Source organism: Oceanispirochaeta sp., from assembly GCF_027859075.1.
Classification (GTDB): domain Bacteria; phylum Spirochaetota; class Spirochaetia; order DSM-2461; family DSM-2461; genus Oceanispirochaeta.
Genome location: NZ_JAQIBL010000105.1, coordinates 31,594 through 46,347, shown reverse-complemented (window position 1 = coordinate 46,347; position 14,754 = coordinate 31,594). Strand labels below are relative to the sequence as shown.

At 48.0% G+C, this 14,754-nt stretch carries 10 protein-coding genes and 2 pseudogenes; 2 read left to right on the top strand and 10 right to left on the bottom strand.

Annotated features, from left to right (window positions below; all coding sequences use genetic code 11):
* Nucleotides 1-190, top strand: a pseudogene (locus tag PF479_RS06050) (hypothetical protein); the annotation flags it as partial.
* 254 nt (nt 191-444) lie between these two features.
* Here the strand turns inward: PF479_RS06050 and PF479_RS06045 are convergent.
* The 8 genes from PF479_RS06045 to PF479_RS06010 form a co-directional block, all read right to left on the bottom strand.
* Nucleotides 445-2,787: a glycoside hydrolase family 3 N-terminal domain-containing protein gene (locus PF479_RS06045; RefSeq protein ID WP_298003551.1), complete on the bottom strand. Its 2,343-nt coding sequence runs from the start codon at nt 2,785-2,787 to the stop codon at nt 445-447.
* A gap of 3 nt (nt 2,788-2,790) precedes the next feature.
* Nucleotides 2,791-3,618, bottom strand: a complete 828-nt coding sequence (locus PF479_RS06040; protein ID WP_298003549.1) for a carbohydrate ABC transporter permease — start codon at nt 3,616-3,618, stop codon at nt 2,791-2,793.
* A 7-nt stretch (nt 3,619-3,625) separates the two neighbouring features.
* Nucleotides 3,626-4,519: a carbohydrate ABC transporter permease gene (locus PF479_RS06035; RefSeq protein ID WP_298003547.1), complete on the bottom strand. Its 894-nt coding sequence runs from the start codon at nt 4,517-4,519 to the stop codon at nt 3,626-3,628.
* A gap of 69 nt (nt 4,520-4,588) precedes the next feature.
* Nucleotides 4,589-5,890 carry an extracellular solute-binding protein gene (locus PF479_RS06030; RefSeq protein ID WP_298003545.1) on the bottom strand — a complete coding sequence of 434 codons (1,302 nt, stop codon included), beginning with the start codon at nt 5,888-5,890 and terminating at the stop codon, nt 4,589-4,591.
* Between the two features lie 93 nt (nt 5,891-5,983).
* Nucleotides 5,984-6,649 carry a response regulator transcription factor gene (locus PF479_RS06025; RefSeq protein WP_298003543.1) on the bottom strand — a complete coding sequence of 222 codons (666 nt, stop codon included), beginning with the start codon at nt 6,647-6,649 and terminating at the stop codon, nt 5,984-5,986.
* Nucleotides 6,642-9,035 carry a substrate-binding domain-containing protein gene (locus tag PF479_RS06020; RefSeq protein WP_298003541.1) on the bottom strand — a complete coding sequence of 798 codons (2,394 nt, stop codon included), beginning with the start codon at nt 9,033-9,035 and terminating at the stop codon, nt 6,642-6,644. Before PF479_RS06020 ends, PF479_RS06025 begins: the two co-directional genes overlap by 8 nt.
* A gap of 4 nt (nt 9,036-9,039) precedes the next feature.
* On the bottom strand, nt 9,040-10,575 hold the full coding sequence (locus tag PF479_RS06015; RefSeq protein ID WP_298003539.1) for a sialate O-acetylesterase: 1,536 nt from the start codon (nt 10,573-10,575) through the stop codon (nt 9,040-9,042).
* A gap of 306 nt (nt 10,576-10,881) precedes the next feature.
* On the bottom strand, nt 10,882-11,916 hold the full coding sequence (locus PF479_RS06010) for a uroporphyrinogen decarboxylase family protein (RefSeq protein WP_298003537.1): 1,035 nt from the start codon (nt 11,914-11,916) through the stop codon (nt 10,882-10,884).
* Between the two features lie 343 nt (nt 11,917-12,259).
* Here PF479_RS06010 and PF479_RS06005 point away from each other — a divergent pair, with 343 nt between their 5' ends.
* Nucleotides 12,260-13,342, top strand: a complete 1,083-nt coding sequence (locus PF479_RS06005; protein ID WP_298003535.1) for a Gfo/Idh/MocA family oxidoreductase — start codon at nt 12,260-12,262, stop codon at nt 13,340-13,342.
* A gap of 235 nt (nt 13,343-13,577) precedes the next feature.
* On the opposite strand, the gene PF479_RS20740 is transcribed toward PF479_RS06005, so the two are convergent.
* Together PF479_RS20740 and PF479_RS06000 are read right to left on the bottom strand one after the other, a co-directional pair.
* Entirely contained in the window at nt 13,578-13,820 is a 243-nt protein-coding gene (locus PF479_RS20740) for a cation:proton antiporter regulatory subunit (RefSeq protein ID WP_367277206.1), read from the bottom strand.
* Nucleotides 13,821-13,895: 75 nt separating this feature from the next.
* Nucleotides 13,896-14,753 (bottom strand): annotated as a pseudogene (locus tag PF479_RS06000) (RimK family alpha-L-glutamate ligase); the annotation flags it as partial.
* Between the last annotated feature and the right edge of the window lies 1 nt (nt 14,754).

Here is a 14,754-nt window from a genome sequence, read left to right as displayed (position 1 = left end):
AAATAATAATAATTTCTTATCTGATATTGATTTAGCTGTTAACGGTTTAGATAAAAATAAGTTTTTCCATGTATATGGTGAATTATTAAAAATACTGACTCATCCATTTGATTTGATAGGTTTAGACTATAACGATGATTTTTCACGCGAACTATTAAAAAATGGTGTATTAAAACGTGTCTCTTGCTAAATCTGCAACACAAAAAATAAATTATGAGATTGCTCAAATTGAAAAGGAATTTGATATCATAACCCTGCTCACAAAGAAGTTATATTCATCAGTTGATAGGTATTGTCAGACCCCTTTTTCATTTGGATTGATGGAAGGGGAATCCTTCAATAAGGATGATTCGCTCTGATACCCGTCTCAGTATCAGATCATTGAAAGAGGAGGGCCTTCAAACAGATTTCATCATCGTTTAAAGGAGCACTCCTCCCTGTATATTATTTTGAGATGGTAACCAGAGACTTCATCCTCCAGTCCTCTCCCAGGATTCTGGGTTGACCTGTCAGAGTCACCCGTAGTTTACTGACGATATCCTTGGAGCTTGTGCCCACCATGATCTCCAGGTCTCCCGGTTCTACAATACGGTTTCCGGAATCAATGGTGTAGCTGACCAGATCTGTAGGAATATTAAAGCTGACACGGCAGGATTCTCCGGGAGCCAGTGTAATCCGCTGGAATGCCTTCAACTCCTGAATCGGCCTGACATACCGGGCATAAAGATCCCGGGTGTAAACCTGAATCACCTCGTCCCCCTGGACATCACCGATATTTTTTACTTGAGCAGAAACTTGTATGCTCCCCTCTACAGGAACCGTGTCCTCTGTAAGCTCACAGGACTCGATCAGAAAGTTCGTATAAGAGCATCCGTGGCCGAAGGGGTATTCAGCACCGAAATCTTTCTGTATCGGAGTTCCTGCCGACTTCATCTTGTGGTTGTAAAAATAGGGCATGGCACCGGCGCATCTTGGTATGGAGACAGGGAGTTTTCCGCCGGGATTTGTCCTGCCCAGCAGAACATTAGAAGCCGCAGCCGCCCCCTTCTGACCGGGAAGCCAGGCCTGCAGAACCGCTCCGGCTTTCCTGAAACCTTTGCCCAGATGGTAGGGCCGTCCGCTGAAAACGACAATCACGGTGGGTTTTCCCAGTTCAAGTACGGCATCAATGAGTTCCTGCTGAACCCCCGGCAGGGTCAGGGAGCTGACATCAGAGCCTTCTCCCACGGTGCCGCTGAGAAAAAGACCGGCCAGGTCACCCACGGCCAGCACAACCGTATCTGCCCTTTTGGCCGTTGCAACAGCTTCTGCGATCCGGCTGGTATCCCGGCTGACAAAATCAGTCTGCATGCTGCCGTCAGCCACAATGTCTCCCGGGAATACGGCAGGTTTATCCGGTCTGCTTATCAGAACATCGCAGCCCTTGGCGTACAAAACCTCTCCGTCAAAGGAGGCCTCCAGGCTTCCCTTCAGAGTCTGGATCTGTGACGTTTTATCCTTGTTATGGGCAATGATGAGATGAATTGGAAAGGAATACCCCCCCATCATACCCATTGTATCGTCCGCCAAAGGTCCTATCAGTGCAATTTTACCGGCTCCTTTGAGAGGAAGGATTCCGTCATTCTTAATCAGAACCATGGACTTTTCCGCCGCTTCCAGAGCCAGAGGCTCATGCTCGGCCACACTGGAGAGAACGAGGGCTTCGTCAGTATAGGGATTGCTGAACAAGCCTGCCTTGATTTTCTGGATAAGATGCCGGGTCACGGCCTCATCCACATCGCTTATGGAGATCAGACCCTGTTTCAATGCTTCCGGAATTCCCTCGGGATAGAGGGTGTTTGCCGGCAGCTCCACATCCATCCCCGCCAGGAGAGATGCGGCGGCGGCATGGGCCTTATCCGGTTGTGTCCGGTGATCGGTAACAAGCTGCTCCAGCCCGCCGTAGTCGGAGACCAGGATTCCTTCAAATCCCCACCTTCCCCTCAGCAGATCACCAAGAAGCTCTTTGGATTGATGGAGGGGTTCGCCGTCTATGTCGTGGTATGCGGGCATGATGGAGCCTGCCCTGGCATACTTCACAGCCATCTCAAAGGGAAAGAGAAACAGATCATTGAGCTCACGCCGGCCGATTCTCACAGGTGCATGATTCCGGGCTCCCTCGCTGAAGGAGTGTCCGGCATAATGCTTGAGCGTGGCAATGACAGGATGCCTTGAATCCTGAAGACCTCTCACATAGGCACTGCCCAGAATGGCTGCCAGATAGGGGTCCTCGCCAAAAGTCTCCTCTGTCCTGCCCCAGCGGGCATCCCGGCAGACATCCAGAACAGGGGAGAGTCCCTGACGGGAACCGACAGAATAAACCTCTTCTCCGATGGCGCTGCCCACCCTCTCTATAAGATCCTCATCCCAGGTGGAACCGTTGTTGATTCCTGCGGGGAATATGGTGGCCCCCCCGGCCATCAGCCCCGCCAGACACTCCTCATGGGGGAGGGCCGGAATCCCGAGCCGTGTGTTGTTCACAAGGAAGTGCTGGATACGGTTCAGCTCCCGCACAGCCGTGACAGGATCTATATCCTGACTGCCCAGGGGGCGGGTAATCTGTCCGATTCCGTTCTTCATAAACTCAAAAGGATCTTGAGATCCCACTTCAGGATGATATCCATTCAGAGATTTCATGGTCAGCTTGCCGTCATCGCCGATATTCAGCCATAGACTGTGCAGCTGGGAAATCTTTTCTTCCAGGGTCATTTTTCCAACCAATTCTCTGGCTTGATCTCTCATCTGCATAAATTATCCTTTGACCGCGCCTGCTGTCAGTCCGGCAACGATGTATTTCTGTAAGAAGATATAGAACAGGGTCATGGGCAGTAGAGATATGGATATAAAAGCCATGATTTGATTCCAGTTGGTTGTGAACTGCCCCTGGAACTGCATGACTCCCAGAGGAATGGTGAATTTCTGCGGATTATCCAGGACCAGCAGAGGCATGAGAAACTGATTCCAGCTCTGAATGAGTGTAATGATCGTAACAGTTGAAATAACCGGTGTAGAAAGGGGCAGAACCACTTTGGTACCGAAGGTAATCAGTCCTCCTCCGTCAATGAAAACAGCATCCTGCAGCTCATTGGGAACTTCCCGGAAGAAACCCGTGAAGATGAAAATACTCAATGGAAGGCTGAATGCCGCCTGGGCCAGATCCAGCCCGAACCTCGTGCCCAGAAGACCGAAATTGCGGAGCTGCAGATACAGAGGAAGAATGGCGACGGTGATGGGAAACAGCATGCCCATCAGGAAGAAATTATAGATGAATGTCTGTCCCCGAAATCTGATTCTGGACAGGGCCAGAGAAGCAGGCATGGCAGAGGCCAGAGTCAATACAATCACGGAGCTGGAGATAAAAACCGAGTTGAACAGGAACGTCCAGAACTGGCTGCTCTTGAGCAGTATGAGGAGATAGGCATCCGGAATGAAGGGGTTGGGAATGCCGAAGGGATCGTTCATTAGCTGCCCGTTTGTTTTAAAACTACCGATAATAACCGCATAAACGGGGAAGAAAAAAATGACGGCACCAATGGTGCTGATTATCAATTGAACTGTATTGTTTTTGTTTTTTTTCATTGTGACCTCAGTCCTCCCGTACCATTCTCTGGTATACCAGATTAAATACGAAGCAGAAGCAGAACAGTGTTACAGCAACAGCACTTCCGTATCCGAAGGACATTCTTTTAAATCCGAAATTGTAAAGATAGGTGACAAGGGTCTCGGAACTGTGAACCGGCCCGCCCTGTCCCAGGGCCCAGACAACATCAAAGATATTGAAGGCACCGATGATTGAAAGGAATATGGATATGACAAAGGTATTTTTCATACAGGGAATGATCACATGGCGGACGACCTGCAGTCTGTTCGCTCCATCAATCGTGGCGGCCTCTTCCAGGGACGTGGGAACACCCTGCAATCCTGCAATATAGAGAATCATGTGGAATCCGAGATACTTCCAGATAATGACCACAAGGATGGCACTGAACGCCTTTTCCGGATCTCCCATTAATCCGATTTCATGCCCGTCCAGAAAGTAGCGTGAGAATATGGTTGGAACACCGAACTGGGGATTATATATAAATTTCCAGATAATACCTGAAACGATTTCTGCAAGGATGTAGGGGAAAAAGAAAATACTGCGCAGAAAAGCCTCTCCCCGGAATTTGTTACGTCCCAGCAGCAGGGCCACACAGAATGCCAGCGGAAGCTGAATCAAAAGTGAAATAAGAATGACTTTAAAATTGTTCTTCAGAGCAATATGGAAAATCCTGTCATTCAGAATCTTTTTAAAATTGTCAAAAAGAATAAAGTCTTGAAGCGGACCGATTCCATTCCATTTGAAAAGTGAGTAGAACCCTGCCTGAAAGACGGGGATGACAACAAAGACATTGAATAGAATCAAAGCAGGAGCAAGAAGGGCTCCAATGAGAACTGCTTTCCGGATATTCGCCTGAATACTCAAGGGTTTAGAGGACATGTTTTTTCCTGTTCTGTGAAATATGGGGAAAAAAAGAGAGCAGACAGACGGATCTGTCTGCTCTTCTCATTATTTGTTATCTTCCCATGATGACTGTATGGCTTCGGCACTCTCTTTGGGAGTGCTGACGCCGGCAAAAAGATTGGCTACAGCGTCTTTAACGGCTTCGCCGACCGCGGGGGGAAGGAACTGATCGTAGTAGAGCTGATAGTAATCGGCAGAAGCAATGGCCTTGACCATTTTGACTGCATTTTCATTCCCTTCAAGAGCCACTTCGGCTCCTGCTACTACGGGAATGGAACCTTCTACTTTGGACAGAGTTATGTTATTTTCTTTGTTCAGGAGGAATTTCAGGAAATCAACGGCTTCGTCAGGAGCATTCTTACCCAGAACATATCCTCCGCCACCGCCCATGACATCAGTCAGTTTCCCGGCACCTCCGGCGACTGCGGGGAAGGAGAACCATCCAAGAGAAGAACCAAGGCCTTCACCATTGACAGAGTTGGCAACCTGAACACCGGGTGCCCACTGCCCCATCAACTCCATGGCCGCTTTTTTGTTACCCATCAGAGCCGCTTCATCATCATAGCTGGACCCCAGGTATCCTGTCTGGAAGGGATCAAGTTTTACAAGCTCAAGAAGTTTTTCTCCCGCCCTGACAAAGGGCTCGTCCGCAAAAGAACCGGTTCCGTTATAGGCTTTATCAAACGCTTCTTTTCCGCCGACTCTCATGGCAAGGTAAACCCACCAGAAGTGTGCAGGCCATTTGTCGCCGCCGCCCAGGGCGATGGGAACATATCCGGCAGCCTTAATTTTGGGAACGATCTTCAGTAGGTCATCCCATGTTTCGGGAACGGCTACACCGACTTCTTTGAAGATATCCTTGTTGTACCACATTCCAACGGCACCCATATCATAAGGTCCGCCATAGTATTTACCGGCATCACCGTAAACACCCAGTGTACCGATACCGATTCTCTTGCTCAGATCGTTATTTACAGCATCAGTAATGTCTCTGAGCATTCCGGATTTGGCATATTCAATCATGACACCGCCGCCCCATGAATGGAACATATCAGGCGGATTACCTGCCTGAATGGCGACCTGAATCTTCTGTTTGAATGCTTCATTTTCCAGCATGACCAGTTCGATATGAACACCGGGGTGGGATGCTTCATATTCATCAATCATTTCCTGTCTGGCTAGTTCACGGGGATCATCAACCCCGCCACCTCCGGAGAGAGCCCACCATGAGAAGGTGACACCATCATCACTTGCCGCCTTTTTGTCCTGCTGTCCGGCTGCAAAAACCAGTGTCACAGACAAAAAGAAAAGAGCAGATAAATACATAATACGCATTGCTTTTTTCATTAAAATCCTCCGTTTTAATATATAAGGATGAATTATAAATGAACAAAGATGGTTTCTATAGAGGTAGAAAGTATGAACTTAGGGTAGGTATTTCTACCTAGAGCCCGGATTGGTAATCATGGACTGATTCCATTTAATAGCAAATTTCCTCAATTCCTGGGAGGAGTCAATCTGCAGTTTCTGTTTGAGATGATCTCGGTAGGTGTGGATGGTTTTGACCGACAGTGTTAGAATCCCGGCAATTTCACTGGCCCCGAAGCCCTGTCCGATGTACTGGAGTATCTCCATTTCCCTCTGACTGAGGCTTTCTATCATGGGAGTACGTCCGCCCTGGGGCTGGCTGAATCGGGCTTCCACGATTTTCTTCTGTATGGATTCGGACAGGTAGATTTTCCCTTTCAGGACGGTGCCGATGGCTTCCATGATCACTTCCGGCGGAGAGTGCTTCATCACATACCCCAATGCTCCACTCTGGATGGACCGTTCCGCATACACCTCTTCATCATGCATGGAGACAACGAGAATCGGGATCTTCGGTTCATGAGGCTGCAGTTTCTGTACCAGGTCCAGACCGTTCTGATTGTTGAGGGTTATGTCCACAATAATGATGTCCGGGGAGGATGTCTTCAACAGTTCAAATACTTCTTCTATACTGCTGGCCTCGGCGGAAACATGGTAGTTCTCATCGGTTTGAATCAGAGTGACAAGACCGTGTCTGAAAATGGGATGATCATCCACTATGATAAATTTCTTAGTCATCGCTTATCCTCTGTATTCCCCGGCAGACGACCCTGGTTCCCGTCCCGGTGCTCTCTATCTCCAGGTCGATATCCGCCCGTTCTCCCCTGTACTTCATAATCTTCAAACCCATCCCCTCGGCATCGGCTTCAGGGGTAAACCCTATCCCGTTGTCCTGTATTATAGCAGAGAATTTCAGGACTTCCCCGTCCTGTTCCGAATTCAGTGTCACCTCAATCATGCTGCCCCGGGAGTGTTTCACAGAGTTGTTCAACCCTTCCTGTACAATCCTGTAGAGTTCAATCGCCCTGTTCGCCGGGAGGAGACGGAAATCATCATTTCCTGTAAAGATAATCTTCATACCCGATGACCTGGACATCTCCAGGCAGAGGATCTCAAGGGCTCTGGAACCCCCTTCTTCAGAGATTCCGATAGGAAGCAGCCCCCGGACGATCCCTTTGGCCCGTTTGATGGAATCACTGAGCAGGTTGTTGATGGAGTCGATGGTCGGAACCGTTTCGGGAGACTTTTTCTCCACTCTGTGCCTGAGAGCACTGATATGGAGGGAGACACCCGCCAAATGCTGACAAAGATCGTCATGGAGATCCTGACCGATCCTTTCCATGGTGTGTTTGGAGATATCCACAACCTCCTGCTCAAGGCGAATTCTGGTACCGATTTCCTGAATCAGATTGCGGTTCGCCTCGGTCAGTTCCTGGGTCCTTTTCTGTACTTCCTGAACAAGACTCTGCTCATGGGTCCTTACCTGTTCCAGAAGCAGGGCTCCCTGCAGAGAACTGGCAATCTGTTTTGTCAGAGTCTCATAAATTTCGGGATCCGGGTAGGATCCGGGGAGAAGCATATGGCCGATGGCTTTTTTCTGAAAGACCAGGGGGGTAAACATCCAGAGTTTGCAGTCATCCGTTTCCAGGTCCCGGGAGATATCGGGAAGAACCTCGGAATTATCAAATGTCCGGGGCTCCATCCGGCAAAATTCCCCATTTTTCAGACAGAACACCAGCTGAAACTTCAGCTTTTTATCCTCAGTTCTGTCATCATACATAACGAGAAAACCGTGATTGAACCCCAGGTTTTTCAAACCGGCAGCCAGATTAAGAAACAATTCTGGAAATTCAAAAACTCCCGAAAGAGACGTACTCACACTTCTCAACATGTCGCTTCTGTATTTTTTTCTGAACTGTCTGCTGATAAGATATCTGTTTTTAGCCTCCCAGAGGATTTTCCTGGCCGTTCTTAAAACAGGAAGCCAATCGGAAAAGGGCTGGGGAGTATCATTTTCAAGTCTGCCGATCGCTTCTTCCAGAAGGGGAAGATTATGGTGATTGAACATGGAAGACTTGACGATACTGTCGATGCTCTGAAGAAACAGTTCCCCCCCCTTCTCTGTAAAGGAGGAGTGAATAATCTCCTGATTGAAGGTTTCTGCCAGGATGTCGTCCCCCATTGACGGCGATTCGGTATGGTCCTTAATGTCCATCCCTGAAGAATCAAATCCGCAGGAACAGGACTGTCTGTAAACAGGTCTGCAGTTGAGTTTCACATCCCGGGGAGGGAGCCCCTCCATCAGGCGGTACAACTCCTGGACGGCTGTAACACCCACCTGGTACAGGGGCTGGGCAACCGTAGTTAACGGAGGAGAACAGTATTCAGACTCTTCAATGCCGTCAAAACCGCAGACCGCAATAGAATCGGGGACGGAGATCCCCAGGGAGGTCAGTTCGGCAACCGCCCCCATGGCCATCTGGTCATTCAGACACAACACCGTATCTATGGGTTTCCCCCTGGCAAGAAGTTCCCGTACGGATTTTCTCCCGGAACTGACTTCAAATCCTCCGAAAATGAGAAGGTCCCGGTCCAGGTTTAAACCGTATTGATCCAGCTTCTGAAGAATAGCCAGACGCCTCTGCTCCGACTCCGGATGCCATTCGGGGCCGGCAATAAGCGCAAAATTCTTTCTCTGATGCCGGGTGATCAGGTGTTCGGTTACCTGCCCCATGGCATCGCTCCCGTCCACGCAGACGCTTCCCACCCCTTCCAGCTGAAATCCTATGGATATTTTCGGAATCAGAGGTCTGGAATCGAAGAGAGAACGGACCTGCTCCGGCCCGAGATAGGTGGAAACCGCGGAGGAGATAATGATGATACCGTCGAAATTTCCCGAATGGGCCAGTCTGTAGAAGGGTGTGGATTTCTCCTCATCCTTGAAGGCTGTATTCCCCCGGGACCCCAGAAAACAGATGATATCCTTGGAAAACCGACCGGCCTCTTCCGCGATGCCCCGCCATAGCTCCGACTGGTAGGCCTCGTTGATCTCGGCCCCTAGAACGGCTATCCGGTTGTGCCGGAAAGGTTTACTCCGGACCTGTTCGATATCAAACTTATCCATGATACTAATCCCTTTTTCCCGCAGTCATTGAGAAGGGTCTGGCAGGGAGTCCGGCCGCATTGAAAAGATTCACCTCGCAATAATCAGTCCCGGCAAAGCTGACTTCCACATGATTTTCCGGCACCAGACTTTTATGAGTCAGGACGACGCTGTCACCCTCGACTCGGGACTCAAAATTAGCTAGACCGGCGCCGTGAACACGAAGTTCCAGGGCAGAAATATGGCGGCTCTCTCCTTTTATTGACAATCCACCTTCGGCATGACAGAAACTCAATGTCAGTCTTCCCGGTTCCAGGGTATAATCCGTAAACACAGGTGATTCACATAAAATGTCCCTGCCGTATACCTTTCCCTCCGCCAGAAGAGCCAACCTCTCTCCCACTGGTTTTTTCTTCCGCGGGTGAATATCCCATTCTTCCCCGGCATCCATGATGGATGCCATCCAGACATCCTGAACATGACCGGCGACCTGTTCCTGCTCCTCCCTGAGGATGGGATATGTCTCGCCATAACATTTCAGCCACTCTTTAAAAGGCGCCAGCTGAACAAAAAGAAAGGGCAGATCCTCATTCCAGCTGTCCCTCCAGCATCGGATCAACGAAGACAGTACTGTTCTGTAAATCTCAGGATGCTTGTCATCCGACTCTCCCTGATACCACAGGACTCCTCTGGCGGAGTAGGGTGCGACTTCACGGACCATGCTCTCGTAGAGCCCTCCAGGACGGCATTTATCAAAGGGTCCCGGATTTATCTCTTCGGAAAAGTCAGGTGACTCCATAAAAGCCAGTTGATCCTCCCGGGACATCCCGAACATCAAGGCCTCTCCTTTCTTATCGGAGAAGATATCGTTTCTGAAATTACCGGCATCGGATCTGTATTTTTCCAGATAGAGTTCCCTATCCAGACCGGCGGTGGCATTATTGAACTCTTCAATCCATATTTTCCCGTCATTGTCTGCAAGGTAGTCAGTATCCATCCAGGCACAGGCGGGAGTTCCGCCCCAGTTGCAGCCGACAATCCCTACAGGGACTCCCAGATCACGATGAAGCCGGTCTGCAAAGTGGTAACCGACCGCACTGAAGTATTCCAGATGAGAGGCATTACAGACCCTCCAGACTCCGTACCTGGAGTAGTCCCGTTCCTCTCTCTGCCCCGGGTAGGCCAGCTCAGGATAGTCAAAGAAACGGATGTTTCTGTTTTCATCTCTTTGCAGGATATTTTCAGCCTCTTCATCATACCGGACAAAGAACTCCATGTTGGACTGCCCTCCGGCTATCCAAACCTCTCCGACGGCAATATTCTGCAGTACAATCCTCCGGTTCCCGCAGGACAGTTCCAGGGTCTCTGATTCCGATGTTTCCAGGGGAGGAAGAATGACCATCCATTTCTTTTTTTGAACGACTGCCCGGGCTTGACGGTTCTGAATCCTGACAGTGACCACCTCATCATCAGGACCGGAACCCCATAGGGAGATCTTCTTATCTCTCTGTAGAACCATCCCGTCTTGAAATATGAGGGCAATTTGAAACTCTTCGGTCATGTTATTGATCTCCTACCCGGATAAAAAAGATTTCTTCTCATGATGCTCTAAACCCTTCCAGAATGTAAAGTGAGTATTCATCAAAGCCCAGCTTTCTAGATCGGGAAAGGAATCTTGTCGGTCAAAATTGATAGCTCGGTGTTTGATTTTTTGGTTCAAGGTTCAATAAGACATTTAAATATACAGTTCAGGAACTCTGCTATTGCATTAAAAAATGAGATTATGATGCCTCCGGTGGTAGGGAGGCTCCCTGGAGAAAACAAGGGGTGATCCGTAACGGCTGAATTGCCATCTTGAGACTGAGAATCAGGAAATTTGATTCACATGTTCTTTTCTGTCAAAATCAACAGGTATGGAGCTCAAGGACTCTTTGACATTTCCTTTTAATAACCCGAATTCCATCGCTGCCCAGAGCATGGCTTCTATATTTTCCAGGGGAGTACCCGGATTGACCGATCCGGCTGTACAGACTACAAGCTGAGAGAGGTCGGCTCCGGAACTGGTCATATCGTTTATATCCTGCCTGACAGAATCAACAACCAGATCAGTGGAGCCCTGCCAGAGCACTCGTACCGGGGGCACCTGTCCGTGAATCCGCATGGCAGGAACCTGGGAGATGATTTCTGCGACCGAGATCATGGGGCCTATATTCACGTCGGTAACCCCTATTTTATCCAGTATACCCACATGCTGTTTCATATTGGAATCGGAGTGATAATAGCGAATTCCCGTAGGAGCAAACTCCTCATAAAGATCTTTTTCATGGGGCGCACAGAACTCATCGTAAAACTCTGGTGACATAAGACCGGAAACATCTGATGCGAAAGATAGTTGATTCAGATCTTCTTTACCCTCAAATCCTCGGCAGGCTCCTATATATCTTTTAAAGGTTCTTCCTACCAGGGATGTCAGTTCTTTCATTTCTTCGGGATTCAATATTAGCCACATCAGGAAGTTGGTTACACCACAGAGCTGACCGCATACCGTGGCGATTCCTTTTGTTCCCTCACTGGCCGGTGCCTGAAGAGGTCTTCCCTCGCTGTTTTTCCAGAATTCAGCGGCTTCCCAGTGATGCTTCTGCAGAATCCCTTCATGCATTAAAGCTTCATCCGAGAGGGAGTCGATTCTTTTTGCAAGAGCAGCGACGTCTGATGGGTCGTTGATGACAGGGACCAGAACGGGTGTTGAATTGGAGTGATAGTTTGGCTTCCCGCCAAAAAGAGACGCATTCAGAACAACCCCCGTATCGATGACGAAGTCTCTGATGAGATTAAGGTTCAACTGACTGTTCACAACGTCTCTGGCTTCAGCCTGAACTTTTCTCTGGTATGAATAATCCATATAATATTTATCCATGGGAATATGAAAGGCGTAACAGATCTAATCACCATCGAGTGATACTGAAGTATTTACGAAGTCATTTCCCAAGCCGGCTTTGTATAGTTCAAGGTCAAAATCTATTTTATATTTCATTAGGAACCCCTTTTTTTAAACATGAACAGAATCTGGAAAAATCAAAATGAGAGATTTACATCTGTTATTGTATAATTTCTACCATGATTTTGATGAACAGAGGGAAAAATCAGTAAAAATCAGGAGAATTCTAGCTCTGTCACGATATTAGGAATTATACTCTACCTTTGATTCTACCAGGGCAGACCCGAAAAAAAAGAGAGGATATAGAATGTCAAAAGATGGAAGTACATATTCACCTGTTTGTAAAACAGCGACCAAAGCCTGTGAAAAAGGGGAATTCCCCATATCAGTCATTGGACTCGATCACGGACACATAAACGGAATGGTTCAGAACATGCTTGAAGCTGGTGCCACTCTGGATATGGTTTGGGATAAAGATCCGGAAAAGATGAAGAATTTTAAAGCATCATTCCCCAAAGTGATGATGGCAAAAGCAGAGGAGGATGTATATGCAAGTAAAGAGAGCATGATGATCCTCTCATCCATCATTCCCAATGAGCGCTGGAAGGTCGGTCTGAAGGCTCTCAGTCATGGTAAACACTATATGTCCGACAAAACAGGATTTACGGAACTCGACAAACTGGAAAAAGCCAGAAGCGCTGTCGCTGAAAGTGGTCTGAAGTGGTCTATATGCTTCTCGGAACGTTTACAGGTGGAAAGTGCCGTCCTTGCGGGACAGCTGATAGAGGAGGGTGAGATTGGTGATGTTATTCAGATCATGAATATCGCCCCTCATCGCCTGGCTCCTGAGACTCGTCCTGACTGGTTTTTCAATAAGGAACAGTATGGCGGAATCCTCTGTGATATCGGGTCTCATCAATTTGAACAGATGCTCTTCTATACAAAATCAAAAACAGCGGAAATTGTTCATAGTCAAGTGGGAAATTACAAACATCCCGATTATCCAGAGCTGGAAGATTTTGGAGATTGTACTCTTCTACTGGAGTCTGGAGCCACAGGATATACTCGTCTTGACTGGTTCACACCTGAGGGACTGGGTACCTGGGGGGATGGCAGGCTCTTTATTCTCGGTACAAAGGGTTATATCGAGTTGAGAAAATATATCAATGTCGGTGTAAGCAGTGACGGCGATAATCTTTACCTGGTCAATGGAACCAGACAGGAGATGATCAATGCCGCCGGGAAGACAGGATTTCCCTATTTCGCTCAATTGATTAGAGACTGCCTGGATGGAACAGATCTGGCTCTTCCCCAGGAACATGTCTTTGAAGTCAGCCGCATTGCGATAGAAGCGGAACAGAAGGCAAAGGTTCTTAAAGGATTTCAATAAGGATCGGGACCGGGCCTGTGGGAATCAATCAGCTGTCTTAGGATAGACCGTCTAGTATCTCTTTTGTGGTTTTTACAGTACAGAAAAACCTAGTTGTACATCGATTATCAATAGGCAAGGGTTACTCATAAAATCTATCCTCCCAGAATGATCATCATAGTCGAGACGGGGCTCCTGAATATAAGAACCAAACACTTTGGAATTGACAATCATTTTCTGTATAAACCCGCTTTCATTAACTTATAGGCAGTTTTTTTACCTTCTGTCTCCGATTTTTCCTTTTCGGGATCATACTGCGCATGGACTCAAGCCGGCCAAAGCATAGAAGCTTGTCATTGGCTTCAAGGACACGGCTTTCTCTCGGATTTGGAATGACTTCAGTTTCCCTGTGGAGGGTCAGAACGGTGATATCCAGATCCCGAAGACCAGATTGTGCAATTGTGCTTCCAACAAGATGACTATCCTCCTTGACAAGCATTTCAGCTACACCATAACCTGTACTGATGGTCAGGCGCTGTCTTACATCAATTTCAGGAAAGGCTACTTGGTTGGCAATATAGTCAATGATTGATCCGGCAATATCCAATTCTGTCGCTTTTTCAATCCCTTCCAGTCCCGGTGAAGAATTGACTTCCATCACGAGTGGACCATCCTTGCCTTCAAGCATATCAACACCTGCGACCCTGAGACCCATGATCTGAGCGGCTCTCACGGCGGTTTGCTCATAAAGAGGGTCCAGTTGAATGCCTTCAACAGAGCCGCCTCTGTGCACATTGGATCTGAATTCATCTCCCTGTGCACTTCTTCTCATTGCACCGACAACCCGGTCTCCTACAACCAGAGCTCTTATGTCTTTTCCACGGCTTTCAGAAATAAACTGCTGAATAAGAACATTCTGCTGGGTACTTTGCAGGGTTTCTATGATCGCCTCTGCCACTTTTAGTTCCGGGGCCAGAATCACCCCGATGCCCTGTGTTCCTTCCAGCAATTTAATAACAACGGGTGCACCCCCCACTCGTTTTATGGCAGAAATGACATCCTTCTGATCTCTGACAAATGTAGTGGCAGGAATTCCTATGTCGTGGCGGGATAGAATTTGAGTGGCCCTCAGCTTATCTCTGGAATTTGATATTCCGTTGGAAGTGTTGGGAGTATATACATCCATCTGTTCGAATTGTCTCACAACAGCCGTACCGAAATATGTTATGGATGCTCCAATTCTCGGGATTATGGCATCATAGTCAGAAAGTGGTTTTCCCTGAAATTGTAAATCAGGAGAGTTTCCTGATAGATCTATAGCAAACCTAAGGGTGTTCAGCACTTTGCACTGATGGCCCCGTTCCAATGCTGCCATTTTTAATCTTTGAGTACTGTAGCACCGGGGTGATCGGGATAATATTGCCAGTTTCATC